21 protein-coding genes and 1 pseudogene are annotated in these 24,165 nt (G+C 70.3%); 6 read left to right on the top strand and 16 right to left on the bottom strand.

Translation table 11 applies throughout. The annotated features are described in order from the left end of the window. Positions 1-5 precede the first annotated feature (5 nt). The 3 genes from ABD208_RS08840 to ABD208_RS08830 are packed head-to-tail and all read right to left on the bottom strand — an operon-like array spanning position 6 to position 4,367. Positions 6-1,301: a TULIP family P47-like protein gene (locus ABD208_RS08840; protein WP_344101668.1), complete on the bottom strand. Its 1,296-nt coding sequence runs from the start codon at positions 1,299-1,301 to the stop codon at positions 6-8. After that, on the bottom strand, positions 1,298-2,812 hold the full coding sequence (locus ABD208_RS08835; RefSeq protein ID WP_344101665.1) for a TULIP family P47-like protein: 1,515 nt from the start codon (positions 2,810-2,812) through the stop codon (positions 1,298-1,300). The genes ABD208_RS08840 and ABD208_RS08835 overlap by 4 nt, the downstream gene beginning before the upstream one ends. A gap of 4 nt (positions 2,813-2,816) precedes the next feature. Next, complete coding sequence (locus ABD208_RS08830; RefSeq protein WP_344101663.1) at positions 2,817-4,367, bottom strand: TULIP family P47-like protein; 1,551 nt, start codon at positions 4,365-4,367, stop codon at positions 2,817-2,819. Positions 4,368-4,628: 261 nt separating this feature from the next. Here ABD208_RS08830 and ABD208_RS08825 point away from each other — a divergent pair, with 261 nt between their 5' ends. Together ABD208_RS08825 and ABD208_RS08820 are read left to right on the top strand one after the other, a co-directional pair. Then, positions 4,629-4,991, top strand: coding sequence for a DUF488 domain-containing protein (locus tag ABD208_RS08825; protein ID WP_344101661.1), 363 nt, complete (start codon positions 4,629-4,631; stop codon positions 4,989-4,991). Further along, positions 4,988-5,161: a hypothetical protein gene (locus ABD208_RS08820; protein ID WP_344101659.1), complete on the top strand. Its 174-nt coding sequence runs from the start codon at positions 4,988-4,990 to the stop codon at positions 5,159-5,161. Before ABD208_RS08825 ends, ABD208_RS08820 begins: the two co-directional genes overlap by 4 nt. 60 nt (positions 5,162-5,221) lie before the next feature. Here the strand turns inward: ABD208_RS08820 and ABD208_RS08815 are convergent, their stop codons facing one another. The 5 genes and pseudogenes from ABD208_RS08815 to ABD208_RS08795 form a co-directional block, all read right to left on the bottom strand. Further along, positions 5,222-6,874 carry a thiamine pyrophosphate-binding protein gene (locus ABD208_RS08815; protein ID WP_344101657.1) on the bottom strand — a complete coding sequence of 551 codons (1,653 nt, stop codon included), beginning with the start codon at positions 6,872-6,874 and terminating at the stop codon, positions 5,222-5,224. 29 nt (positions 6,875-6,903) lie between these two features. After that, positions 6,904-8,058 carry a 3,4-dihydroxyphenylacetate 2,3-dioxygenase gene (gene hpaD / locus ABD208_RS08810; RefSeq protein ID WP_344101655.1) on the bottom strand — a complete coding sequence of 385 codons (1,155 nt, stop codon included), beginning with the start codon at positions 8,056-8,058 and terminating at the stop codon, positions 6,904-6,906. Between the two features lie 37 nt (positions 8,059-8,095). Beyond that, a complete protein-coding gene (gene hpaE, locus ABD208_RS08805) occupies positions 8,096-9,601 on the bottom strand; it encodes a 5-carboxymethyl-2-hydroxymuconate semialdehyde dehydrogenase (protein ID WP_344101653.1) in 1,506 nt (501 codons plus the stop codon). 28 nt (positions 9,602-9,629) lie between these two features. Then, positions 9,630-10,343 (bottom strand): GntR family transcriptional regulator, encoded by a 714-nt coding sequence (locus ABD208_RS08800; protein ID WP_344101651.1) that lies wholly within the window; start codon positions 10,341-10,343, stop codon positions 9,630-9,632. A 35-nt stretch (positions 10,344-10,378) separates the two neighbouring features. Continuing rightward, a pseudogene (locus tag ABD208_RS08795) lies at positions 10,379-11,149 on the bottom strand (fumarylacetoacetate hydrolase family protein); the annotation flags it as partial. A gap of 104 nt (positions 11,150-11,253) precedes the next feature. On the opposite strand from ABD208_RS08795, the gene ABD208_RS08790 reads away from it, so the two are divergent. Both ABD208_RS08790 and ABD208_RS08785 read left to right on the top strand, forming a co-directional pair. Next, positions 11,254-13,170, top strand: coding sequence for an FAD-dependent monooxygenase (locus ABD208_RS08790; RefSeq protein ID WP_344102277.1), 1,917 nt, complete (start codon positions 11,254-11,256; stop codon positions 13,168-13,170). Between the two features lie 331 nt (positions 13,171-13,501). Beyond that, on the top strand, positions 13,502-14,068 hold the full coding sequence (locus ABD208_RS08785) for a DUF4328 domain-containing protein (RefSeq protein ID WP_344101649.1): 567 nt from the start codon (positions 13,502-13,504) through the stop codon (positions 14,066-14,068). A gap of 132 nt (positions 14,069-14,200) precedes the next feature. Here ABD208_RS08785 and ABD208_RS08780 read toward each other — a convergent pair whose 3' ends face one another. The 6 genes from ABD208_RS08780 to ABD208_RS08755 all read right to left on the bottom strand — a co-directional run bounded on the left by ABD208_RS08780 (position 14,201) and on the right by ABD208_RS08755 (position 20,616). Then, complete coding sequence (locus tag ABD208_RS08780; protein ID WP_344101647.1) at positions 14,201-15,448, bottom strand: RICIN domain-containing protein; 1,248 nt, start codon at positions 15,446-15,448, stop codon at positions 14,201-14,203. Between the two features lie 104 nt (positions 15,449-15,552). Then, entirely contained in the window at positions 15,553-17,040 is a 1,488-nt protein-coding gene (locus ABD208_RS08775) for an RICIN domain-containing protein (protein WP_344101645.1), read from the bottom strand. A 212-nt stretch (positions 17,041-17,252) separates the two neighbouring features. Continuing rightward, positions 17,253-17,873: a GNAT family N-acetyltransferase gene (locus tag ABD208_RS08770; protein ID WP_344101643.1), complete on the bottom strand. Its 621-nt coding sequence runs from the start codon at positions 17,871-17,873 to the stop codon at positions 17,253-17,255. Next, positions 17,870-18,586, bottom strand: coding sequence for a lasso peptide biosynthesis B2 protein (locus tag ABD208_RS08765; RefSeq protein ID WP_344101641.1), 717 nt, complete (start codon positions 18,584-18,586; stop codon positions 17,870-17,872). Before ABD208_RS08765 ends, ABD208_RS08770 begins: the two co-directional genes overlap by 4 nt. Further along, the gene (locus tag ABD208_RS08760) at positions 18,583-20,421 is read right to left on the bottom strand and encodes an albusnodin/ikarugamycin family macrolactam cyclase (RefSeq protein WP_344101639.1); all 1,839 of its coding nucleotides are present in this window, start codon (positions 20,419-20,421) and stop codon (positions 18,583-18,585) included. The genes ABD208_RS08765 and ABD208_RS08760 overlap by 4 nt, the downstream gene beginning before the upstream one ends. A 60-nt stretch (positions 20,422-20,481) precedes the next feature. Continuing rightward, positions 20,482-20,616 carry a hypothetical protein gene (locus ABD208_RS08755; RefSeq protein ID WP_344101637.1) on the bottom strand — a complete coding sequence of 45 codons (135 nt, stop codon included), beginning with the start codon at positions 20,614-20,616 and terminating at the stop codon, positions 20,482-20,484. A 140-nt stretch (positions 20,617-20,756) separates the two neighbouring features. On the opposite strand from ABD208_RS08755, the gene ABD208_RS08750 reads away from it, so the two are divergent. Then, on the top strand, positions 20,757-21,521 hold the full coding sequence (locus tag ABD208_RS08750) for a helix-turn-helix domain-containing protein (protein ID WP_344101635.1): 765 nt from the start codon (positions 20,757-20,759) through the stop codon (positions 21,519-21,521). 5 nt (positions 21,522-21,526) lie between these two features. Further along, positions 21,527-22,000 (top strand): NUDIX hydrolase, encoded by a 474-nt coding sequence (locus tag ABD208_RS08745; protein WP_344101633.1) that lies wholly within the window; start codon positions 21,527-21,529, stop codon positions 21,998-22,000. Here the strand turns inward: ABD208_RS08745 and ABD208_RS08740 are convergent. After that, positions 21,993-22,574 carry an HD domain-containing protein gene (locus tag ABD208_RS08740; RefSeq protein ID WP_344101631.1) on the bottom strand — a complete coding sequence of 194 codons (582 nt, stop codon included), beginning with the start codon at positions 22,572-22,574 and terminating at the stop codon, positions 21,993-21,995. The two genes, ABD208_RS08745 and ABD208_RS08740, sit on opposite strands and share 8 nt — an antisense overlap. Positions 22,575-22,671: 97 nt before the next feature. Then, a complete protein-coding gene (locus tag ABD208_RS08735) occupies positions 22,672-24,078 on the bottom strand; it encodes a TrkH family potassium uptake protein (RefSeq protein ID WP_344101629.1) in 1,407 nt (468 codons plus the stop codon). Between the last annotated feature and the right edge of the window lie 87 nt (positions 24,079-24,165).

Raw genomic sequence — 24,165 nt, 5'->3', positions numbered from 1 at the left:
CGGCGTCAGATCGTCCCCGAGAAATCGCCCGTCATCACGAAGGCGTCCTCCACCCGGGCCGCCGCGATCCGCAGGTTCTCCGTGCCTTGCCAGCGGATCGACGTCGGCGGGTTGCGGGCCGGGGAGAGCATCGACCCCACCGAGGACGTGAGCGAGGACGCGATCCCGCTCGCGATCGCCGGCACGACGATCGCGATGATCCCGCGCACCAACAGCCCGGCCAGCCACCAGTACCAGGGGATGTCCGCCTCGTAGTCGCTCCTGGGGTTGCCGTCGGCGAGAAAGGCGAGCGAGCCGGTCGCGCCGTCGTACACGATCGGGTACCGCGCCTCGATCCAGAACTCCATCGAGATGCCCGCCTTGAGGTCGCACCAGCCCTCGTACCGTGCGCGCAGGGCGGACCCCTCGACACCGAGCCGCAGCGTGCGGATCTCGGGGTAGTAGTCGATGGCCCCCTTGCGTACCGCGTTCATGGCGAGCGGGTGGAGGTTGACGATCTGCCCGCCCTGCGCGTCGTAGGCGAAGCTCGCCCCCGTCGCCCCGTTGCCGAACGCCCCGGGCAACGACGGCATGATCACGTGCTCCAGCAGCAGCGCCCGGGAGAAGGCGAAGGCCGCCTGGTGACCACCGGCGAGCAGCGCCGGGTCGACCAGGCGCGGGAGCCCGTCGATCGGGCGGCCGTCGGTCACGCCGAGGATCACGAGGGCTCCGCCGAACCCGTCGCTGCGGTCCGCGTAGGCGAACGCCGACCGGACCGGCGTCAGCCAGCTGTCGCTCTGCGGGGGCACCAGGTTCACCGTGGCGAAGACGAACGAGATGCGATCGGCGTTCCGGGCGACGAACTCGGCGAGGGACGCCAGCAGCAGCGCCTCCTGGAGGTCGTCGAGCCGGGACGCGGGGTCGTCCAGCCGGATCGGCGTGATCGCTCCCGGTACCGGCGGCTGCCCCACCTTGCCCGGGGCGGTGACGTCGAACCGGAGGTCCTGGACCCCCGGGAGCTCCGACGGAATCAGGTCGAGCGCGACGGAGGCGACGAACGCCGTCCCGGCGAGGTCGACCCGGCCGCCCTGCGAGGCCAGTTCCAGCCAGCCGGCGACGACGGGCAGGCGCAGCGTGACGAACTGCCCCGACCCGCCCGCCACGATCTGCCAGCCGCCGAACGATCCCTCGGCCCGGATCCGCAGCCCGTCGGGATCGTCGACGGCGAAGTCGACCAGCAGGGCGTTCTCGTCACGGGCGAGCGCCGCGTTCGCCAGCGCGACGTCGAGCGCGAAGGCCGTGTCCCAGCCGTGGAGATTCATGGCCGTGCCCCTTCCGCGGGCCTGAGGATGCCGCCGAGCTGCAACGACCCGTTGAGCTCGGCCGACAGCAGATCGAGGCCCGAGGAGTCCGGCCAGTGGATGTCGGCCGTGCACTGGGTCAGCAGGTCGCCGATCGAGGGCAGGGCGTCGGCCGCCGCGCCGCCCGCCACCGCCGCGATGAGGCTCGGCGTGGCGGCCGCGAGCCCGGCGACCAGCCCGATGACGAGGACCGCGACGATCGCCGCACCCGCGCCCGGGATCACGACGCCCGCGACGATCATGGCCACCGCCGCGATCACCTGGATGATCGCCTCCGTGATCTCGACCCAGAGCTCCTTCTCCGTGTAGTCCCGCCGCTGCGTCTCCCGGGACCGCTCGAAGCTCAGCGTCCGGCCACCGCCGGGCTGGTCGACGAGGGCGATCCGGAACCAGTCGCAGGCCTCCACGAGGGCCGTGATCCCCGGCGACACCTGCGTCCGCACGAGCGTCCTGAGCTGCAGCTCGTCGCCGATCACCTGGAGCTGCAGCTCGTCCAGGACGGGGTCGTAGGTGGTCCCGCCGGAGGCGACCGGCGCCAGGCCGATCGGCCGTGTGGAGCGCACAGTCCCGGCGTCGAGGACGAAGTCGGTGGTCACGGTGCCCGGCAGCGCACGGGCCAGTCCCGGGATCATCAGGTGCCTCAGGAAGGATTCCTGGGAGATCAGGGTGCCGGCGGTGCATCCCGGCGGTACCGCGGCCAGCGTGAGCTGGTTGATCCGTCCGCCGGGATCGTTCCCGTCCGTCATCGTGAGCACGCCGAAGCAGCTGGTCTCGTCGGTCGGGCCGTTCGCGTAGGCGTAGCCGGTCCAGGTCGGCCGGAGCCACTGGAAGTCGCCCTCCGCCGACCGCGCGTTGAGGTCCAGCGCGCAGAACACGTGGGTGAGCAGGTCGAGATGCGTGCAGAACCAGCGCCCGATCGCGGCACGGAAGGTCGCCTTCTGCAGTTCCGTCGGTGCGCCGGTCCCGTAGTCGACGGCCTGGACGACGGCGGGCGGGTCGTCGGGGTCGGCCGACGACGTCCTGGTGACGAGGTACTCACGATCGCCGTCGCCGGCCGGCGACACGCCACGGGCCGCGGCGGAGTGCGGCTGCGGCAGGTACGCGAGCTTGACCGAGACCGTCACCCACCCGTCGGTGAACGCGAGGTCGGGCGCGTCAGGAAAGGTCATGCCCGCCGTGGCGAGCGGCGCGCGCACGAACAGGATCGCGTTCGAGCCGCCCCGGACCAGCTGCCACGTGCGGAAGGTGCCGGAGATCCGCCAGCCCGGCTGGATCTCCTGGTCGAAGCCCGCGGGCCAGCGCCCGCCGGCCGCGAGAGTCGCGTTCGCCTCGGGCAGCCGCAGGGCGTGGACCACGTCCCAGCCCAGCGTCCCGGCCTCCGCGGCGAGCAGGGCCGGGGGGATCGCTGCCCGGGGGACGAAGATCTCGGGCAGCGCCTCCCCGTGCCGCGGCGGGGTCAGTGTCGGTGTCACCTCGTCAGACCTTGGCTCGCGCCGTGACGGGTGTCAGGTCGCCGCCGAGCTGGAACGAGCCGTTGAGCTGGGCCGATCTCAGGGTGAACCCGGTGGATCCCGGCCACGCGACGTCGTTGGACGCCTCCACGGACAGCTCGGCGATCGAGGGCAGGGCCTCGGCCGCCTTGCCCTCCATGACCGCGGAGATGATCGCGGGGATCGCGGCCAGCACACCGGCGACGACGGCGATGATGACCACCGCGATGACCCGCTTCACCACGGGCTCGATGGCGCTGCGGGCGACCCCGGCCGCGACCGCGCCGACGAGCGCGATGATCGCCTCGGTGATGGTGACCCAGACGGCCGTCTCCATCCAGTGGGTCCGCTTCGGGTCACGGGACCGGGCGAAGTCGAGGGTCTGGCCGCCGTCGGGCTTGTTGACCAGGACGACCTTGTAGAACTCCGTGTCGTTGATGTACGCGTCGATCCCCGGGGAGACGTTGATCTTGGTCAGGGTGTCGATCTGGATCTCGTCACCGACGATCTGCAGCCTGAACGTCCGCATCTCGGGCGTGTAGTTGATCCCGGCGATCCTGATGTCGTCCAGCGTGACCGGGTTCTGGCTCTCGATCACCGTACCCAGGCTGTTGATCCGGAAGTCGCTCTCCGTCGCCCGCGTGAAGGACTTCGTCAGGCCGGGCATCACCATCTCGCGCAGGAAGAGACCGTTCGAGACGAGGATCGACGCCTGGCACCCGGACGGGATGGCCGACGGCGGGAGCTGGTTGGTGAGGCCCTCCGCGGAGTCGCCCTCGGTGAGGTTGAGGACGCCGAAGTAGCTCTCCTCGTCGGACCGGCCGTTGAAGTAGGCGTAGCTCGTGTAGGTCGGCTTGAGCCACTGGAAGCTCTCCTTCGCGGCCCGCGCGTTGATGTTGACCACGGAGAAGACGTACGTGAACGTGGCGAGGTTCTTGTTGAACCAGTCGACGAGAGCCGCCTGGAACACCGCCTTCTGCAGGTCCGTGGGGCTCGCGGACCCGTAGTCGATGCTCTGGACGACGACCGCCGGGTCGTCCTCGCTCCGGGCCTCGGTCTCCCGCGCCAGGTACTCCTTCGTCCCGTCGTCGTCCCCGGTGGCCCGCGCGGGCTGCTCGTCCGGCGGCTGAGGGAGGTACTGCAGCTTGATCGCGACCGTCGCCCGGCCGTCGGTGAAGCTCAGGTCGTCGATGTTGGGGAAGGTCATGTGGGCGGCCGTGATCGGGACCCGCAGGAAGACGATCGCGCCCGAGCCGCCGCGGGTCAGCTGCCACGGCCCGAAGGTGCCGTCGATCGACCAGCCGTTCTGGATCGTGGCCCGGAAGGTCGCGGGTGACGCGCCCGAGTCCAGCATGGCCTTGTTGACCTCGGGAAGCCGGATCGCGTTCACGGCGTCCCACCCGAGGGTGTTCGCCTCCGCGGCGAGGAGGGCCGGCGGGATCTCGTGCCGGGGCACGAAGATCTCGGGCCGCGCGTCCTCGTAGCGCGGGATCTCGGCCGAGGTGAAAGCCGATGCCTTTTCAGTGGTAATTGTCATGACTGCCCCCTGGATATTGATGAACCCCTTTTCGAGGCCGGTCTCAGAGTCACACGGGGCCTCACCCCGAGCGCGCCAGAAACCTGTTTTCACCCCATGAAACGTTGTCAGTGAATATGTAAGGTAATGAATCAAGAAATCCCGGCAGCCGGATTACCGTCGCCTGATACCGAATTCGATCGGCATTCACGGCCGGAAATCATCGGGTACGCCCCCGAACGGGCGCCGCCCGCCGGCGGCTTCCTGTGGTTCTATGGGAGGGTGACGGCCGGTCCGGTGGTACGCATCAAACGCGTCTACGACGACGCCGCGGACGACGACGGCGTCCGGGTGCTCGTCGACCGGCTCTGGCCACGAGGAGTGCGCCGCGAGGACGCGCACCTGGACGCGTGGCTCAAGGAGATCGCGCCGACGCCGGAGCTCCGCACCTGGTGGAACCACGACCCGGACCGTCTGGACGACTTCGCGGCACGTTACCGGCGGGAACTGGCCGCCAACCCGGCCCTGGACGAACTGCGGGAGCTGACCGGCCGGCACCCCGTCGTCACCCTGCTCTACGCGGCCAAGGACCCGGAGATCAACCACGCGGCGGTGCTGCGCGACACGCTGGAGGAGAGCCGATGACCGACGACGCCCCGCGCGCACCGGAACCGGAGGACCTCACCGCGTTCGGCGGCGAGACCGCCTGCTCGCTGCACCCCGTCTGCCCCGAGTGCGGCGCCCTCGAGGACGCCCCGCGCACGACCTGCGGCCGCTGCGGCCACGCCTTCGCCGGCCAGGACGAGACCCGGTAGCACCCCGGGTCGCGTCCCGCCGGCCGTCTCACGCCCTGACGACACCGCGGGCGGCTCCGCTCAGGTGTTCACGCGGATGATCTCCTGCTGGTACGGCGCGATGACCTCCGCCGAGACGCGGCAGTCCAGCACCAGGAACGGACGGTCCGACGGCGGTTCGGCGGCCCAGGCGGCCAGGCGGTCCAGGTCGGGCAGGGCGCGGACGACGACGCCCTCCGCGCCGACGCCGGCGGCCAGGCGGGCGAAGTCGACCTCGGGGATGAGCATCGGGGCGCGGGCGAGGCCCTTGCGGCCGTAGAGCTGGATCTCCGCGCCGTAGGCGGCGTCGTTCCAGACGACCGCCATGCCGCGGCCGCCCGCGACCCGCACGGCCGACTCAAGGTCCGCGAGCGCCATGAGGCCGCCGCCGTCGCCGGTGGTCAGCACGATCGTGGCGTCGGGTTTGGCGAGCGCCGCGCCCGGCACGGAGGGCCAGCCCAGGCCGATGGACTGGAAGGCCGTCCCGACCATCATCATCCGGTCGGGCGCCGCGACCGGCCAGTACATGTTGGCCCAGCCGATGAAGTGGCCGCCGTCGGACACCACGACGCGGTCGGCGGGCAGGAGCTCGCCGATGCGGGCGGCCACGGAGCGCGGGTCGAGCCGCCCGTCGGGGGCGACGACGTCGCCGGGCTCCTGGTGGCGCAGGGAGGCGATGTCGACGGACTCGCGCCAGCCGCTCGGCGCGGCCCCGAGCCGCATCAGTTCCTCGACGACGCCGTGCGCGACGACGTCGACGTCTCCGCGCACGTAACCGCCCACGTGGGGATGGGTCGCGGTGGGCGCGACGTCGACCTGGAACACGCGTGTCCCCGGCGCGAAGAGGTCGCCGAACCGCATGGTGAACTGGTTGAGCGAGGCGCCGAGCACGACGGCGACGTCGGCGTCGCGCACGAGCTTCATGGCGCCCTCGGCCCCGAACCCCCCGGTGACGCCCAGGTCGAACTCCGGGCGCGGGAACAGACCTCGCCCGAGCGTCGTCGTCGCCGTGACGGCGCCGACCCTGTCGGCGATCTCCCCGAGCGCGGCCCCGGCCCCGGAGATCCAGGCCCCGCGCCCCGCCAGCAGGAACGGGCGCGCGGCGCCCGCGAGCGCCGCGGCGAGATCCCGCACGGCCCCGGTCCCGAACTCCCCGGCGGGCGCCAGCGGCGCGGGCAGCCTGGGCTCCGGCACCTCGCGCAGCGGCCCGGCGTCGATCGTGGCGACGTCGTAGGGCAGGGCGAGCACCGTGGGGACGCGATAGGTGAGGGCGTGCTCGATGGCGATCACGACGGTCGCGGCCGTGTCGGTCCGCCCGACGGTGTACGTCCGCGCGCCCACCGCGGAGGCGAGCGCGATCTGGTCGACGTCCCAGGGCCGCGGCCCCGAGGTCGGCTCGTCGCCGACGATGAGCACGAGCGGCACGCCCGCCTGCACGGCCTCGGCCAGCGCGGTCAGGGTGTTGGTGAAGCCGGCGCCGTAGGTCGCGGTCGCCGCGGCGAGGCGGCCGGACGCGCGGTGGTAGGCGTCGGCGGCGACGACGCCGCCCGCCTCGTGCCGGACGGCGGTGTAGTGGACGGACGTCGAGCGTTCGAGCGCGTCGAGGAACCAGGCGTTGCCGTTGCCCATGACCCCGAACACATGATCGATGTGGGGGGCGAGGGCGTGGGCGACGTGGGCGGAGACGGACGGCATGACGGGGCCTTTCCTCGGGTGCCGGCGGGTCAGAGCTGATGGCCGAGCTTGAACTCGCCGGCGTCGTCGGACCGCCCGACGGCGTCGTCGGGCCGCGTGTACGAGAACCCGTCCGCGCCGATCGTCACGGCCATCTCGGACTCGTCGGTGCGCTCGACGACGGGCTGCGGGTTCCCGTCCAGGTCCAGCACCAGGGACGCCTCGGTGTACCAGCTGGGCACGACGGGGTTGCCCCACCAGTCGCGGCGCTGGTTGTCGTGGACGTCCCACGTGATCACGGGGTTGTCCGGGTCACCCGTCCAGTAGTCCTGGGTGTAGATCTCGACGCGGTGCCCGTCGGGGTCGCGCAGGTACAGGTAGAAGGCGTTCGACACGCCGTGCCGCCCCGGGCCCCGCTCGATGCAGTCGGAGCGGCGCAGCGCGCCGAGCTTGTCGCAGATCGCCAGGATGTTGTGCTTCTCGTGGGTGGCGAACGCGACGTGGTGCAGGCGCGGTCCGTCGCCGCCGGTCATGGCGGTGTCGTGGACAGTGGGCTTGCGGCGCATCCAGGCGGCGTAGACGACGCCGTCGTCGTCCTGGATGTCCTCGGTGACGCGGAAGCCGAGCGACTGCATGAAGTTCACGGCGCGGGGCACGTCCGGGGTGACCTGGTTGAAGTGGTCCAGGCGGACGATCGCGCCCGGGGTGTGCAGGTCGTAGCGCCAGGCGAGACGCTCGACGTGCTCGGCCTCGTGGAAGAACTCGTACGGGAAGCCCAGCGGGTCGGTGACCCGCACCGAGTCGCCGATCCCCCGCGTGAAGCCCTCCGCGCGGCGCTCCACCCGGCAGCCCAGCTCCGTGTAGAAGGCGACGGCCTTGTCCAGGTCCTCGGGGGTGCGGACGCGGTAGCTGAACGCGGCCGCGGCCGCCACGGGTCCCTGGCGCAGCACCAGGTTGTGGTGGATGAACTCCTCCAGGGACCGCAGGTGGACGGTGTTCTCGTCCTCCTCGGTGACCACCAGGCCGAGGACGTCCACGTAGAACTGCCGGGCGGCCGCCAGGTCCGTGACCACCAGCTCCAGGTACGCGCAGCGCACGATGTCCGGCGGCGGGGCCTGCGGTGCCGGCACGGGGTTGTCGCTGTGGATGGGAGCCTCGGCGGAGACGAGGAATCCGGACGACGTGCGGGTCTTGTCGGTGCTCATGTGCGTCCTCGCTCGGAAGGGGTGGTCGCGGGACCGTTCAGCGGGCGGCGTCGTGCGCCTTGCCGAACGTGGGGTTGTGGACCGCGCCGAGCGTGATGTGCACGGCCTGCTGGTCGGTGTAGAAGTCGATGGAGCGGTACCCGCCCTCGTGGCCGAGGCCGGAGGCCTTGACCCCGCCGAACGGCGTGCGCAGGTCGCGCACGTTGTTGGAGTTGAGCCAGACCATCCCGGCCTCGATCGCGTGCGAGAAGTTGTGGGCGCGTCTGAGGTCGCTGGTCCACACGTAGGCGGCGAGGCCGTAGCGGACGCCGTTGGCCAGCGCGAGCGCCTCGGCGTCGTCGTCGAACGGGGTGATCGCGACGACCGGGCCGAAGATCTCCTCCTGGAAGATCCGCGCGTCCGGCGGCACGTCGGCGAAGACGGTCGGGGCCACGAAGTTACCCGTCCCGAAGCCGTCCGGGCGGCCTCCGCCCGCGACGAGCCGGCCCTCGGACCGCCCGATCTCGATGTAGCGCATGACCTTCTCGAAGTGCTCGGGGTGCACCAGCGCACCCACCTCGGTGGCCGGGTCGTGCGGGTAGCCGACCCGGACCCGCGCCGCCTGCGCGGCGTAGCGCTCCACGAACTCGTCGTAGACCGCCCGCTCCACCAGGATGCGTGACCCGGCCGTGCAGCGCTCGCCGTTGAGGGAGAAGACGCCGAAGATCGTCGCGTCGATCGCGGCGTCCAGGTCGGCGTCGGCGAAGACGACGGCGGGCGACTTGCCGCCCAGCTCCATCGACAGGCCCTTGAGGTGCGGCGCGGCGTTCGCGAAGATGACCTGCCCGGTGCCGCTCTCGCCGGTGAACGAGATCAGCGGCACGTCCGGGTGCTTCACCAGGGCGTCGCCGGCCTCCTCCCCCAGCCCGTTGACCAGGTTGAACACGCCCTGCGGCAGCCCCGCCTCCGCGAAGATCCCCGCCCACAGCGACGCCGACAGCGGCGTGAACTCCGCGGGCTTGAGCACCACGGTGTTGCCCGTCGCGAGCGCCGGCGCGAGCTTCCACGACTCCAGCATGAACGGCGTGTTCCACGGCGTGATGAGGCCCGCGACGCCGATCGGCTTGCGGTTGACGTAGTTGAGCTGCCGCCCGGGCACCTTGAAGGCGTCGTCGGCCTGCGCGACGACGAGGTCCGCGAAGAACCGGAAGTTCTCCGCGGCGCGGCGCGCCTGGCCGAGCGCCTGGGTGATCGGCAGGCCGGAGTCGAAGGACTCCAGCTCGGCGAGCCGCGCGTCGCGCGACTCGACGATGTCCGCGATCCGGTGCAGCACGCGCGAGCGCTCGCGGGGCAGCATGCGGGGCCAGGGCCCGTCGATGAACGCGTGCCGGGCCGCAGCGACGGCGGCGTCGACGTCGGCCTGCTTGCCGGCCGCCGCCCGGAGGTACGTCTCGTTGGTCACGGGGTCGAGCACGTCGAACGTCCCGCCGTCGGCCGAGTCGGCGGGCGCCCCGTCGATGTGGTGCCGGATGCGGTCCGGGAGGTCCGCGGGAACGTGAGGCATGGGTTCTCCAAGGTGTGGAGGGGGTGGCTCAGGGTTCGGACAGGCCGAGGGTCTCGTCCGGGTGCTCGTGGATCAGGTAGGCGTCGAGCGTCGCCGACCGGTGGTGCCGGGACGCCTTCTCGATCTCGCCGAGCGGCGCGCCGCGCTCGACGAGCCGCAGCAGGTGCTCGTGCTCCCGCACGGACTCCTGCGCGCGCCCGGGCACGAAGCTGAACGTCGACTCGCGCAGGTGGGCGAGCCGCGCCCACTCCGACTCGACGAGCTCCAGCAGGCGGGTGTTGGGACAGCGGCGGTACAGGGCGGCGTGGAACTCGTGGTTGAGCCGGGTGAAGGCGCTCGGGTCGAAGTCCGAGAGGGAGGCGATCATCCGCTCGTTGATCTCCCGGGCGTGGCGCAGGTCGGCGTCCGTGAGGCGCCGCGCCGCGAGCGCCGTCGCCGCGCTCTCCAGGATCGACAGGGCCTGCATGCTCGCGCGGTACCCGGTGTCGTCGACCATGGACACCTGCGCGCCCACGTTGCGCTCGAACGTCACCAGCCCCTCGGCCTCGAGCTGCCGGATCGCCTCGCGCACGGGCACGACGCTCATGCCCAGCTCGGCCGCGATCGTGCGCAGCACGAGCCGGTACCCCGGCGAGAACTGCTGCCCGGCGATCCGCTCCTTGATCCAGCGGTACGCGCGCTGCGACTTGCTCAGGTCCGACGGCGGGGCCGGCGACTCGACGGCCTGTTCCTCGTGCGCCATCCGCCCTACCTCGCTTCCCGATCGGACGCCGCGGCGAGCCCGGCCGCCTCGCGCGAGCCCCAGGCCTCGGCCCGCTGGGCGTCGTCGGACGTCGGGAGGGCGCCGAGGCGCCCGTCGACACCACGCTCGCTCTGCGTGATCGTCGTGACCAGGCGGCCCGACGACGGCCGGCCGGGCGCGGCCGGGGCGTCGACCTCGACCTCGACGACGTCGCCGGGCGCGGCGACCGAGGAGCCGGCGGGCGTGCCGGTGAGGATGACGTCGCCCGGCTCGAGGGTGACGTGCTGGGCGAGGTCCGCGACGAGCTGCGGCAGGGGGAAGATCAGGCCGGCGGTGGTGTCGTCCTGGACGAGGCCGCCGTTGAGCCAGGTGCGGACGCGGAGCGCGCCCGGGTCGAGCGCGGCCGCCTCGATCAGAGCGGGTCCGAGCGGGGTGTAGCCGTCGCGGCCCTTGGCGCGGAGGTTGGAGCCGCGGTCGGCCGCGCGCAGGTCGTAGAGGCCGAGGTCGTTCGCGGCGGTGACCCAGCCGACGTGGGACCAGGCGTCGTCGATCGGCACGTCGCGCGCGGCGGTGCCGATGACCAGGGCGATCTCGCCCTCGAAGGCCAGCAGTTCCGCGCCCGCCGGGCGTTCCGCGGTGCCGCCGGTCCCCGCGACCGAGCTCGACGGCTTGAGGAAGTACGACGGGTGCTCCGGGCGCCGTCCGCGCTGGTCCGCACGCGAGGCGTAGCTCAGGTGGACCGCGATGATCTTGCCCGGGCGCCCGGGTAGCGCGGCGAATCGCGGGTCGATCGACTCGGCTGTCATGAGCTCCCTCGCTCTGGCGACGATATCTCATATCGTATATCATCGGAATGCGCCTGCGGCAAGCCGACCGAGCCGACGACGACGACGTCACGAGGAGCACACCGATGCAGTTCCATCACCACGGGTACGTGTCCGGGGATCCGCGGGTCCAGGACGCCGCGGGCACGGGCCTCGGACGCCCCCGCGAGCTGCCGGACGAAACCGACGTGCTGATCGTCGGTTCCGGGCCCGCGGGCATGCTGCTCGCCGCGCAGCTCTCGCAGTTCCCGCAGGTCGGCACGCGGATCATCGAGCGCCGCGAGGGGCGCCTCGCCCGCGGGCAGGCCGACGGGATCCAGCCGCGCAGCGTCGAGACGTTCCAGGCGTTCGGGTTCGCCGAACGGATCATCGCCGAGGCGTACAACATCGCGTACATGAACTTCTGGGGCCCGGACCCCGCGAACCCGGGCGACATCATCCGCACCACGCGCACCGAGGACTACGCGCTCAAGATCAGCGAGTTCCCGCATCTGATCGTCAACCAGGCGCGCGTCCTCGACTACTTCGCCGAGGCCGCGGCGCACGGCCCGGGCCGTGTCGTCCCGGACTACGGCGTCGAGTTCGTCGGCCTGACCGTGCACGACGACGGCGAGTACCCGGTCGAGGTCCGCGTGCACCACACCACCGGCGAGCGGGCGGGGACGGAGCGCACCGTCCGGGCGAGGTACGTCGCGGGCTGCGACGGCGCCCGCAGCCTCGTGCGCGAGGCGATCGGCCGGCAGCACGTGGGGCAGGTCGCCGCCCACGCGTGGGGCGTGATGGACGTGCTGGTCAACACCGATTTCCCGGACTGGCGCACCAAGTGCGCGATCAACTCCGCGGCGGGCAACATCCTGCTCATCCCGCGGGAGGGCGGGTACCTCAGCCGCGTGTACGTCGACCTCGGTGAGGTACCCGAGGGCGACCACCACGAGATCCGCAGGACCTCGCTGGACCAGGTCATCGCCCGGGCGAACCAGATCCTGCACCCGTACTCGCTCGACGTGCGCGAGGTGGCGTGGCACAGCATCTACGAGGTGGGCCACCGGGTCACGGACAAGTTCGACGACGCGCCCGCCGCCGCACCGGACGAGCCCGGCGCCCGCCCGCCGCGCGTCTTCCTCGCAGGCGACGCCTGCCACACCCACAGCGCCAAGGCCGGCCAGGGCATGAACGTGTCGATGCAGGACGGCTTCAACCTCGGCTGGAAGCTCGGGCACGTGCTGACGGGCCTCAGCCCGGCGTCCCTGCTCGCGACCTACTCGGCCGAACGCCACCCCGTGGCCCAGCAGCTCATCGACTTCGACCGCGAGTGGTCCTCCCTGATGGCCCGCAAACCCGGGGAGATCACCGACCCGCAGGAGCTCGCCCGCTACTACCTGGGCACGGCGGAGTTCCCGTCGGGCTTCATGACGCAGTACGGCCCCTCGATGATCGTCGCGGACTCGCCGCACGCCGCGCTCGCCGAGGGCTTCCCGGCCGGCAAGCGGTTCAAGTCCTCCGAGGTCGTCCGCGTCTGCGATGGCAACGTGACCCACCTCGGCCACCACGCCCGGGCCGACGGCCGCTGGCGGATCTACGCGTTCGCCGACGCCGCCGCCCCGGGCGAACCGTCGGCCCTGACGGCCTGGGCCCGGTGGCTCGCGTCGCCCGATTCGCCGGTCATGAGGTACACGCCAGCCGGGGCCGACGTCGACGCCGTCTTCGACGTCAAGGTCGTCTACCAGCAGTCCTACGAAGAGATCGACCTCAACCACGTCCCCGCGATCTTCCGCCCGCGCACCGGCCCGCTGGCCCTCACCGACTGGGAGAAGGTCTACGCCGCGGGCCCCACGACCTGGTCCCCCACCGACATCTTCACGGAGCGCGCCATCGCCCGCACGGGCGCCGTCGTCGTCGTCCGCCCCGACCAGTACGTGGCCACGATCCTCCCCCTGGCGGCCACAGCCGACCTGGCCAACTTCTTCACCGCCATCATGCGGACACCGGCACAGCGGCCCTGACCCCGCTCAGGGCGCGAGCATGGCCAAGGGGACGACATCGACCCCGTCGGCACGACGCAGGGCCGCCGCCGTTGGTCGAGGGCCTGAAACTACAACTTGTCAGCCGCTCAACCTACAACTTGTCCGGCATCGGCCGTCTTCGATGCGGGCATCGGGACCTGTCTCGGCCGCCGGCAAGTTGACTTGGACCAGGTCTCGGCCCGTCGCCGAGTCGAGAGGAGCGCCACCCATGTCGCAGAGCAGGCCTCGATCAAGCACCCCGCTGCAACCGCCGCGCGCCCCCCGTGCCAGGTGGGTACTGGCGCTTTCCGCGCTCGTCGCGGTTCTTCAGGTGATCTCGCTCATCGTCCTTCTTCCCGCGAACCCGGTCTTCTCGCGGTCCGGGTTCGAGCCGGTCGACCCGGCTGATCTTGACCTGGCGAGAGGCGCCTTGCAGCTGTGGGGATACGTCCAGCTGGCAGATCAGGCGGCGCTCGTCGCCGCCTGGATCGCCACGGGCATCTGGCTCGTGTCAGCGCGGTCCTTCGCCCTCGCCACCGCCAGGGACGCCCGCATCTCGCTGGGCGCGCCGTGGGCCGTGCTCGGCTGGGTCGTCCCGGTCGTCGCCTTCTGGTTCCCGTACCGCATGGTGAACGACGTGTGGAAGGCGTCGGTCACCGACAGGACCGCCAGGCCGAGGTACCCGGTCGGGCCCTGGTGGGGAGCGTGGCTCCTCACAGCCGTCCTGTGGGGTCTGCAGGTGTACCTGCTCCCCGGAACGCTCGAGTCCGGTGGCGGATCGCTCGTGCCCCTGGAGGTCGTCATCAGCTTCTTCATGCTCCTGGCGCTGTGGCGCTGGTGGCAGGTCGTGGACGGCATCCAGGAGGCACAGCGCGAGGCCGCTCGCTGGATCAGATGACGGCCGGGCCGTCGAGGTGGTGACCACAGCGCCGGCGTTCATCGTTCGGACGTGCCGTCCGACGTCAGCCTCCGTGTCCGACGTCGGCCGCACGCGCGGCAGGCCGCCGGGGGCCTGCCGCGCGTGCCCCTGTTACCGCACGTGGGCGGCGATCGGGAGGGCGAGGGCCCGGGCGCCCTCCGAGACGAGACGGGCCATCTGGCCGGCGCCGTACTCCTGGAAGTGGGTGTTGTCCGCGACGCCGTCCGGGAACGCCGGGTACCGGCCCGCGGCCAGGTGGAGGAAGACGCCCTTGGCGGCCTCCGGGCCGATCGAGTTCAGGTAGGCCCGCGAGCGCGCCGACAGGTCGATCATCGCGACACCGGTCTCGTCGACCAGCTCGTAGACCTTGGCGACGTAGTCCGGGAACGAGACGCGGAACTGGTTGTTGGCGTCGTAGTCGCGCCGCGAGACCGGGGTGAGCAGCACCGGCGTCGCGCCGCGGGCGGTCGCCCCGGCCATGTAGTGGTCCCGCAGGTACATCTTGTAGTCGGCCGGGGAGGTGTACCGCTCGGGGACCGACGACGACGCGTCGTTGTGGCCGAACTGCACGAACAGGTAGTCGCCCGGCTGGATGGCGTTCAGGATCGTCGTCAGGCGCCCCTGCTCGACGAACGACCGCGACGAGCGCCCGCCGATGGCGTGGTTCGCGATCGTGGTGCTCGTGTCGAAGTACCCCGCGAGCTTCTGCCCCCAGCCCATCTGCGGGTAGAAGGAGGAGTTGTACGTCTGCGCCGTCGAGTCCGACGCGATGTAGATCGTCGGCGTCCCGTCGGACGGCACCGTCGCCACGGGGATCGGCCGCCACTGCTGGTTGGTCCCGCCCGTGGAGTCGTACTGCGAGATCCGCGAGCCGACGGCGGTCGCCCACTCCCACACGTCCAGCGCCTTGCCGGAGTTCCGGTTGACGAACCGGAGGTAGGTGCCGTCGTCGAGGATCTGCCAGTGCTGGTTGGTGGTCCCGACGTCGCTCCACTGGACGATGTCGGCGCCGTTGGCGGTGCTCTTGGCGTAGACGTCGAGCAGCAGGCCCGAGTGGCGGACCTGGATCTTGTAGGAGCCGCTGCCCACGCCGACGAAGCGGAACTGCTGGGCGGCCGCGTCGGTGCGGGTCGACTGCACCAGCTTCGCGCCGGCCGTCGTCGAACCGCCCTCGATCTGCAGGGCCAGGCCGGACTGGCGCGACTGCAGCACGTACCAGGTGTTCGTCTGGAAGGCCGCATGGGCGGCCGGTGCGGCGAGGATGCCGCCGGTCACGGCGGCCGCCCCGGCGGCCAGGCCGAACAGGGACCGCCGCGTGAGCCTGGCGTCGAGCGGTCCGGAGGTCTCGGGAGTGCGCATGCTGTGCTCCAAGGTGTGAAGGGCGCCGACGACGCCGTCGGGCCGGGAAACACGCTCTGACGACCGGGGCCCGCGCGGACGGCGGGCCCCGGCGCACGCCAGAACTACAGGTAACGGTCGAGGATCGGGGTCAGCAGGCCGGCGATCTTCTGGTGCCCCGCGTCCGTCGGGTGGACGTTGTCGGACGTGTCGGTCGCCGGGTCGACCCAGCCGGTCGTGTCGACGAAGCGCACCCTCGAGTCGCCGGCGGCCACGCGCGCCTGCACGGCGTTCCGCGTCTCGGTCACGTACCGGCCCCGGAAGACGCCCATCGCGAAGATCTCGGCGTTCGGGTAGGCCCGCCGCACCCGCTCCAGCATCACCACGTAGTTCTGCTGGAAGGTCGTGGTCGAGACGCCGTGGCCGACGTCGTTCGTGCCGAGGTTGATGACGACGGCGGTCGCCTGGTTCGCCGCGAAGTTCCAGTCGTCGCTCGTCGCCCGGTTCGACGAGCGCCGGAACCAGTCCATCATTCCCCAACACCCGTCCGACGTGCTGACCAGGCACGCGCCGCCCTGGGCCACCTGGCTGTGACCGGCGCCGAGGTTCTCGCCCACCAGGTACGCGTAGGCGCTGAAGGGCCGGTTCGCGTTCGGCTGGCCGACGGTGATCGAGTCGCCGATGAACTCGATGAACTCTCCCGGCCGCGCGATCGACGTCGTCGTACCGCCCGACGCGAGGCGGAAACCGCCGAAGGCGGGATCGCCCGTGTACGAGCCCGCGCGCTCGCGGAAGCCGACGCGGATCGTGTGCGTGCCGGCCGCGAGGCCCGACGCCACGGTGATGTCGCCCGAGACGCCGCGCAGCCACCTCGCGGCGCCGCCGTCGACGGAGTAGTACAGGTCGATCGCGCCGCGCAGGCGGACGCCGATCGAGGAGCCGGTGAAGGCGGTCTCGACGTAACCGCCGGCCCAGCCCATGTACCGGTAGGCGCCGTCGGCGGACCAGCGGCCGTAGTACTGCAGGTTCGGGTCCGTCACCGAGCCGTCGCCCGCCTGGCTGCTCCCGCCGGCGGGGACCAGGCGCCACCGCTGCGTGGCGAGGCCGTTGCGGTCGTACTGGGAGACCTTGCTGCCGGGCGTCGTCGACCACTCCCAGTTGTCGAGGGCCTTGCCGGAGTTGCGGTTGACGATCTCGTACGTGCCGTCGGACTGCTCGTTGAGCTGCCACTGCTGGTTGGTGCCGCCGTTGTTCGTGTACTGGACGACGTCGGCGCCGTTGGCGGTGCTCTTCGCCTTCACGTCGAGCACCTGCCCGCTGTGCCGGGCCTCGATGCGGTGGTAGCCGCTGCCCGCGTCGACGAAGCGGAACTGCTGGCTGGTCGCGTCGGTACGGGTTGCCAGGAGGGCCGCGGCGCCGGCCGTCGTCGAGGCGTTCTGGATGCCGACGGCCAGGCCCGAGTGCTGGTTGACGATCGCGTACCAGGTGCTCGGGCTGACGGCCGCGGTGGCCGTCGGGACGGACAGGGGCAGGGCGGTCGCGACGAGGGCCGCGCCGAGGGCGGCGGCGATCCATCGCAGGCGGTGGCCCCGCCGTGGTGCGGGCGTACGCATGGGTGCTCCTTTGCATCCGGATTGAATCGTTACATTAGCCGTTTCACCCGAATGCGTACACCGTTGAAGAAGGATTGCTCGCGCCCTGAATCAGTTAAGTTCCCGACCGGACCGACCCTGCCCCGGACAAACGAGTGGCCGTGATGTGCCACAGCCGGTGGACCTCAGCTACGGCACATCACGACCGCTGGACGGTTGGGATCAGAAGCAGGTCACCGTGCGTTCTCCTGCTCTCTGGTGCCCGTGCGGGTACCCAGGACGGTGGCTTCGACGAGGCGGGGGCCTGGGTAATCCTGGGGGATGGCGTCCATGAAGATCTCATCGGCGGGCTGTCCCAGCCACCAGTTCGACTGGCGTCGGGTTCCGATGGTGCGGAACCCGGCTTTCTCGTAGGCACGGATGGCGGTGGTGTTGTTCGCGATGACGGACAGGTAGACCGAACGGAGCTGGGTGACGTGGAAGGCCCAGTCGAGGACCATGGTGGTCGCGGTGGTGCCGACGCCGTGTCCGCGCCCCTGCTCAGCGAGGTAGATGAAGAACTCGGCGGACCGGAAGCGGTGGTCGATGACCAGCGACGTCATGCCGACTGGTTGCCAGGTTCCGTCTGCCTCGCGATAGATCGTGAAGCGGGTCTGGCCGTCGGTGTACCGCATCTGGGATTCGAGCCCAGCAGTGCGGCCTGCGAGGGACTCGGGTGTCTGACGTCCGTATCCGGCCATGACGGGGATGCTGTTCTCCCACTCCCAGTACAGGTGGGTGAGGTCTTCTCGGAGTGGACCGAGCCCGACGCCGTCGTGGTTGAGCCAGAGGTCCGGCATGGTGTCGTGAGTCATTCGTCTCCTCGATCGGTTGCGGGGATGGTCCGCAGGATCGTGTACCGGCTGGTGGATGCCGGTTCAGCGACGGCTCGGCCGTCGCACTCGATCCAAGCATGGAGGGTGTGCGGGTCGGTGGCAACGCCGTGGCACCAGGTCGGGGTCCGTCCTGCGAATGCGAGGTAGACCATGGCCGCGACCGACTCTTCGAGGCATGCGACGCGGGTAGGCATCCAGAACGCGACGGCGCGTACGCACTGCACGGCTGCTCGCGCTGACTCGGGACCAGCGGGACGTCGTGAAACATTGTTGGCGACTTCCATCAAGGCCAGGAGCCTGGACATCGCGTGCGCCTTGCTCCCGACGTCTCGAACGATGACGGTCAGCACCAGAGCAGCCGTGGCGCGCACCCTCGCCGCCAGGGAGAAAGGCTCCGCGGCGACTGCTGGGTTCCCGGCGTCGAACTCCTCACTGCCGAAGGAGAGCTTCCACGGCTTACCGGCGATGGGCTTGCTGGTGCGGTTTCCTTCGGTGAGTAGTCCCCGGCTGGCCAGTTCGCGTTGGATCGGGTCCGGTCGATCTGTTCCGGATGCCGCCTGAACCCATTGGCGCGCCGTCTGCCCGGCGAGCGCGATCACTTTGCCGTTCCGGTAGTCGACCACGAGCGTGACGTCGCCGAACACCGCGGCTCGCAGATATTCGGGTGCGCCAAGCACCTGGTTGCCGGTCACAGGGATACCTCGAGGCGTTCGAGCGGGCGGGAAGACCACACGGTTCGTCGCGGCGAGACACTTCGCAGCCATGCCTCGAGCGCAATCGTCGTGTCCAGGGCGTTCAGCACCGAGGGTGTGCCGACCGCCGCGCTCCGCACTACCGCACGCAGGCGTTGCGGGTCCACGAGTCCGAGGCCGGCCAGGTGCCCGTCGGTGATGTCCAGCAGCGTCGGCAAGTGGGCTCGGATGCCCTGGTAGTAATCGGAGGTGAAGGAGCCCTTCGTAGTACGCCCGGCGAGCACGGGCGGAAACAAGTCCTTCATGGCCGCGCGCAGCAGCGGCTTGTACTCACTGGGCCCTGGCAGAAGGTTCGTGGGGATCGACAAGATCATGTCGATCACCCGCGAATCGACGAACGGGTTGTGGAGCACGACGCCATGGTGGGCTGCGAGTTGAGCGTCTGCGAACGCGGTGCGTCCTACATCTACGACGGCGTTCTCGGTCACGACAGTGCTGGCCGCTGTCATGGCTGTCCGGTCTGCGGTCACCGCTGCGGACTCGATGGCCAGTTCGGCGGCCAGTTCACGGGAAGCCGCGGTCAGCCATGAAGACGGTGTTCCACTTCCGAGCCATTCCTGGGCGGCTCGCCGTCCGCTGCGGGAGACCGGCTCGCCGAGCCATTCCCGGGACCTGGTCCGCAGAGCGCCTGACGGCGTGGACCATGCGTAAGCAGTGGCCCGGGACAGGATTTCCCGTGGCGAGGTCTTGCGTACTCGTGCGAGTCGGACGGCCTCTCGCAGCGCGAGCTGCGGACGACGCTGATGCATCAGGTCTCCGATCCAGGCGAGCGGCGTCATGAGCACGGAGTCCCCACCGTCACCAGTCATGTGCGAGTCGGAGCTCGCGACATCTCGCATGACGTCGAGCTGATAGGCGAACCGGGAATATGCCCTGGTGGACGGTGCGGGTTCGTCAGTCGCCGGGAGTCGGTCAAGGCAGCCGAACGGCAGGTGCTCGGGCCCGAGAGGCAGGAGATGATGAACGATTCCGGGCCGGTCTGCAGCGGAGAGCGCGTAGCCAAAGTCACCTGATTGCCCGGCCGCGGGCGCGTAGACGGTAAAGGCTGCGACCGACCGCTCCGGCGCCAGATCGTCGGCGGCGAGGAGCGCGAGCGCTGTTGAGTCCAAGCCTCCCGAGAGATCCGCGCTCGGTGACACGGCTCCCGCCACTCTTGTGCGAACAGCTCCGGCGATTTCGGCGTGGAGGCGTTTGGCCAGACCCGTGGTAGTCACGGCCGGGAACCAGGTCCGTCGTAGGGCACGACGTCCGGTCCGTTCCTCAACCGTCAGTCGATGCCCGGCCTGCAGGGGACGGATCTCGTCGAAGTATGAGCGATGCCTGGTCACGAAGGGATTCGATGGAGCCAGCAGCTCCCCGGCGACACGGTGCGGATCGAGGGACGCGCCTGGCAACGCCGCGAGCTGCCGCGCCGAGGTCGCCCAATACAGACCGTGATCGCCCGCGTAGGTGTACACCGGGACGGCGGACGAGAGATCCGTCCAGATCGAGGTCCGGTCTGCCGTTCGTTCGACGACGATGTACGCGCCCGGCCATCGCGTCACGACGTCATCGGGGACGCCTGCCCGGGCAAGGTACTCAATTTCGTGGTCTGCCGTACCACATGCTCCGATCACAATGACATCGCGGCCCGGTGTGGTCGCCATCCGTACCGCAGTGACCGGTGGGCTACCGACACACCACGCCGCAGACCCGCCCGCGTTCCACAGCGGCTTGCCCTCGGTCGGGCGGGCCGGCTCAAGGGATTGTCCGCAGTACCCGGCGATCCAGAACATTGTTTGCCTTCCGTCCGTGGGCTCGGGGCCCGCGTCACCGCGGGCCCCGAACGCCGCCTGTCACTTGTACGCGTAGCGCTTGTCCTCCGTGCCGGCCTCGGGCGCACCTCCGAGCGTCAGCTCCGCGACGTCGCCGACCTCGAAGATCTCCTCGGCCTGCGACTCGAACTCGATACCTGCCTGGATCTCCTGCATATGCGTCTCCTTTCGATTCACGGAACGCCACCTGGGCGTCGCCCTGCCTCTGGATCGGGGCGGGGTGGTTCTCATTTCAGCGGACAGCTCGGGACGTGCCATCGGCACTTCTCGGGACGTTCCTGATAGAAAAGTCCCTGATGGAGGAGTCGACACGGAACGATCGCCTGGCTACTGCGATGCGGCAGGCCGGGATCAGCCAGACCCGGCTCGCCGCCGTCGTCGGCGTCGACCCCAAGACGGTCGAACGCTGGATCAACGGAGGGCGGACACCGCACCGCCGACACCGTGATGCCGTCGCCGCTGCCCTGGTCCGCGCGCCCTCGACCCTGTGGGATGTCGACGATCGAGGTCCCGACGGAACTCCGAACGAGGTGGTCACGATCCACCCCAGCCGTAGGCATCTGTCACATGCCGCCTGGCAGGCTCTGATGGCAGGCGTGACACAGCGTTTCGAACTTCACGCGTTCGCCGCGACGTTCCTGCCCGACCAGGCGATGGACCTCGCCGCCGAACTCATCGGCCTCGCCGATCGCGACGTCAAGGTCAGGATGCTCCTCGGCGACCCACAGGGCGCAGCAGTTGCCAAACGCGACGCGGAAGAGGGCGGGATGGGGCTCGCGGGACGCGTCATGCTCGTTCTCGGGTACCTCAGCCGGGCCATCGCAGACCCCCGGATCGACGTCCGACTCCACGATGAGACGCTCTACGCCTCGACATTCCGGTTCGACGACGACCTTCTGGTGAACCTTCATGTCTGGGGATCACCGGCCGGGTCGAACCCGCTCCTGCACCTGCGCGGCCCGGACAATGCACCACTCATCAGGCCCTACCAACAAGGCTTCGAGCGCGTCTGGGATACCGCGAGGCCGTTGACAACCTGGCCACGACCGGAGGAAAACTGATCCGCATGGCGCGCATCGACTACTTCGACGACCCGGACGCCCCCGAGATCAACTCGGTCGTCCCCTCGGTCACCGTCGCCGTGCGGGACGACGACGGTCGGCTCCTGCTGATCCACCGCACCGACAACGACCTGTGGTCCATCCCCGGGGGTGCCGTCGATCCCGGCGAAACGGTCCGGCAGGCCGGCGTCCGGGAAGCACGGGAAGAGACCGGCTACGACATCGAGATCACGGGCCTGGTCGGCATCTATACCGACACACGGCACCGAATCGCCTACAGCGACGGCGAGGTCCGCGCCCAGTTCTCCATCTGCATGACCGGCCGCGTCACCGGTGGCACTGCCCGGACGTCATCCGAGTCCTCCGAAGTCGTCTGGCAGCCCGTCGAGCAACTCGACGACCTCAACATCCACCAGTCCATCCGGCTCCGCATCGACCACGCGCTCGATCCTGACCGCACCGAACCCTGGCTCACCTGAACCGCGCCGCAAGCCGTTCATCGACGTCGGACACGATCGCCCTGACAAGCGGCTCGGCCTGACGCATGCTGCGGGCGACCACGTGTCCCTGCTCGTACCGCGAGTAGATCCCCGCGAACCGCTGATCGACGGTGACCGGGTCACCGCTGCTGGACGCCGTCATGTCGCAATACGTGACCAGTTCGAGTACGGTCGCCAGCCTGCCCGTAGGGGCCGGGAACTCACGGTCCAGCGTGTCGGCGTATCCCTTGTTCCGTGCTTCGATCTCCGCGAAGGAATGATGCGCGACAAGACGACTCAGTTCGTCGTCGTACCCCAGACCACGCGCGTACCGCGCACCGTCGAGTTGATGCAATCCCGTCCCGACCGCACCATCGGCGTAGCCGATGTCGTGGAGATACCCAGCCGCGACCAGCAGGTCCCGATCCTCGGCAGGCAACAGCTGCGCAACCGACTCCGCCCTGCGCCCCACCCCGAGTGAATGCGACAACCGGTCCACGCCTGCCGGGAAGAGGCCGTGCAGCAGTGCGATCGCGGCGTCACCAACAGGGAGTTCACGATGAAGTCGTCGCATCGACTCAACGGTACGCTGCCACGCCGGCCGTCGTGCAGGACACCGGGCAGGGCCGTCGCGACGAGAGCCGCGCCGACGGTGGCGGCGCCGAGTGGGATCAGCCGATGATCATCGCCGATTCGGGCCGGCGGTACAGCCGCTGCCGCTCGCGCAGCGCGAGCGAGGTGCCGAGCGTGATCGGGCCGAGCCGGCCGAGGAACATCAGGCACACCAGGACCACCTGGTGCCACCCGGGCAGCGTGGCCGTGATTCCCGTGGACAGGCCGGTGGTCGTGAACGCGGAGATCACCTCGTAGAGGATCGCGTCGAGCGAGAACTCCGTGGTCGTGACGGTCATGACGAACGTCGGGACGACGACGGCGGCCACGCCCAGCAGCGCGACCGCCACCGCCTGGCGCTGCGTGGTCCGGCTGAGCCGCCGGTCGAGGACGGTCACGTCCGGATCGCCCCGCAGCTCCGACCAGATCACGAACGCCAGGACGGCGAACGTACCGACCTTGATGCCGCCTCCCGTACCGGCCGAGCCGGCGCCGATGAACATCAGCATGTCGGTGAAGAACCAGGTCCCGTTGTTCAGGGCCGAGATGTCGATCGAGTTGAACCCGGCCGTACGCGGCATGACCGCCTGCGTGAAGGCGGCCAGGACCTTCCCGGGCGTGTCGAGCGCGCCCAGCGTCCTCTCGTTGTTCCACTCCGCGAGCAGGAACACCAGCGTCCCCACGACCAGGAGCACCACCGTCGTCCCGATCGTCAGGCGGGAGTGGATGCTCCAGCGGCTCGACTGCCACAGCCGGCGGGACCGCTTCAGCCGCCACAGCTCCAGCAGCACCGGGAAGCCGAGACCGCCGGTGATGATCGCGGCGCAGATCGGCAGGCAGACCCAGGGATCCGCGACGAAGCGCATCAGGTTGTCCGAGTAGATCGAGAAGCCCGCGTTGTTGAACGCCGAGACCGAGTGGAACACGCCGGACCAGAGGGCGTGACCGGGCGTGGCGTCGTAGGCGACCATGAGGCGGATCGCGAGCAGCACGGCGACCACGGCCTCGGCCGCCAGCGTGAACCGCAGCACGCCGAGCAGCACCCTTTTCACGTCGCCCAGCGCCGTGCTGTGCGTCGACTCCGCCGCGACCAGGCGCGACTGCAGGCCGATGCGCCGCGACAGCAGCAGGCCGAGCAGTGACGCGACGGTCATCACCCCGAACCCGCCCACCTGGATCAGCGCCAGGATCACCACCTGCCCGAACGGGGTCCAGAACGTCTCGGTGTCCACCACGGCGAGCCCGGTGACGCACACGGCCGACGTCGTCGTGAACAGGGCCTCGAGCAGCGTCGCCCGGCGCCCCGTGGTCGCGATCGGCAGCGAGAGCAGCAGCGTCCCCACCGCGATGGCGCCGAGGAATCCGAGCGTGATCAGCCGCGCGGGCCGGCGGCGCAGGCTCGCCGGTGACGCTCCGGCGGTCCGGACGACGGGCGGCCTGAGAAAGGTCGGGACAGGGAGACGCACGACGAACCAGTCTGGACGATGCGGCGAGGCCCGAGGACGGATCACCCGTCAAGGTTCTGTCAGAATTCAGGTGGTGGCCATCAGGGT

The organism is Myceligenerans crystallogenes, assembly GCF_039529775.1.
Taxonomy (GTDB): domain Bacteria; phylum Actinomycetota; class Actinomycetes; order Actinomycetales; family Cellulomonadaceae; genus Myceligenerans; species Myceligenerans crystallogenes.
Note: the sequence above shows the minus strand (reverse complement) of the source record. Positions and strands in the feature narration are given on the sequence as shown.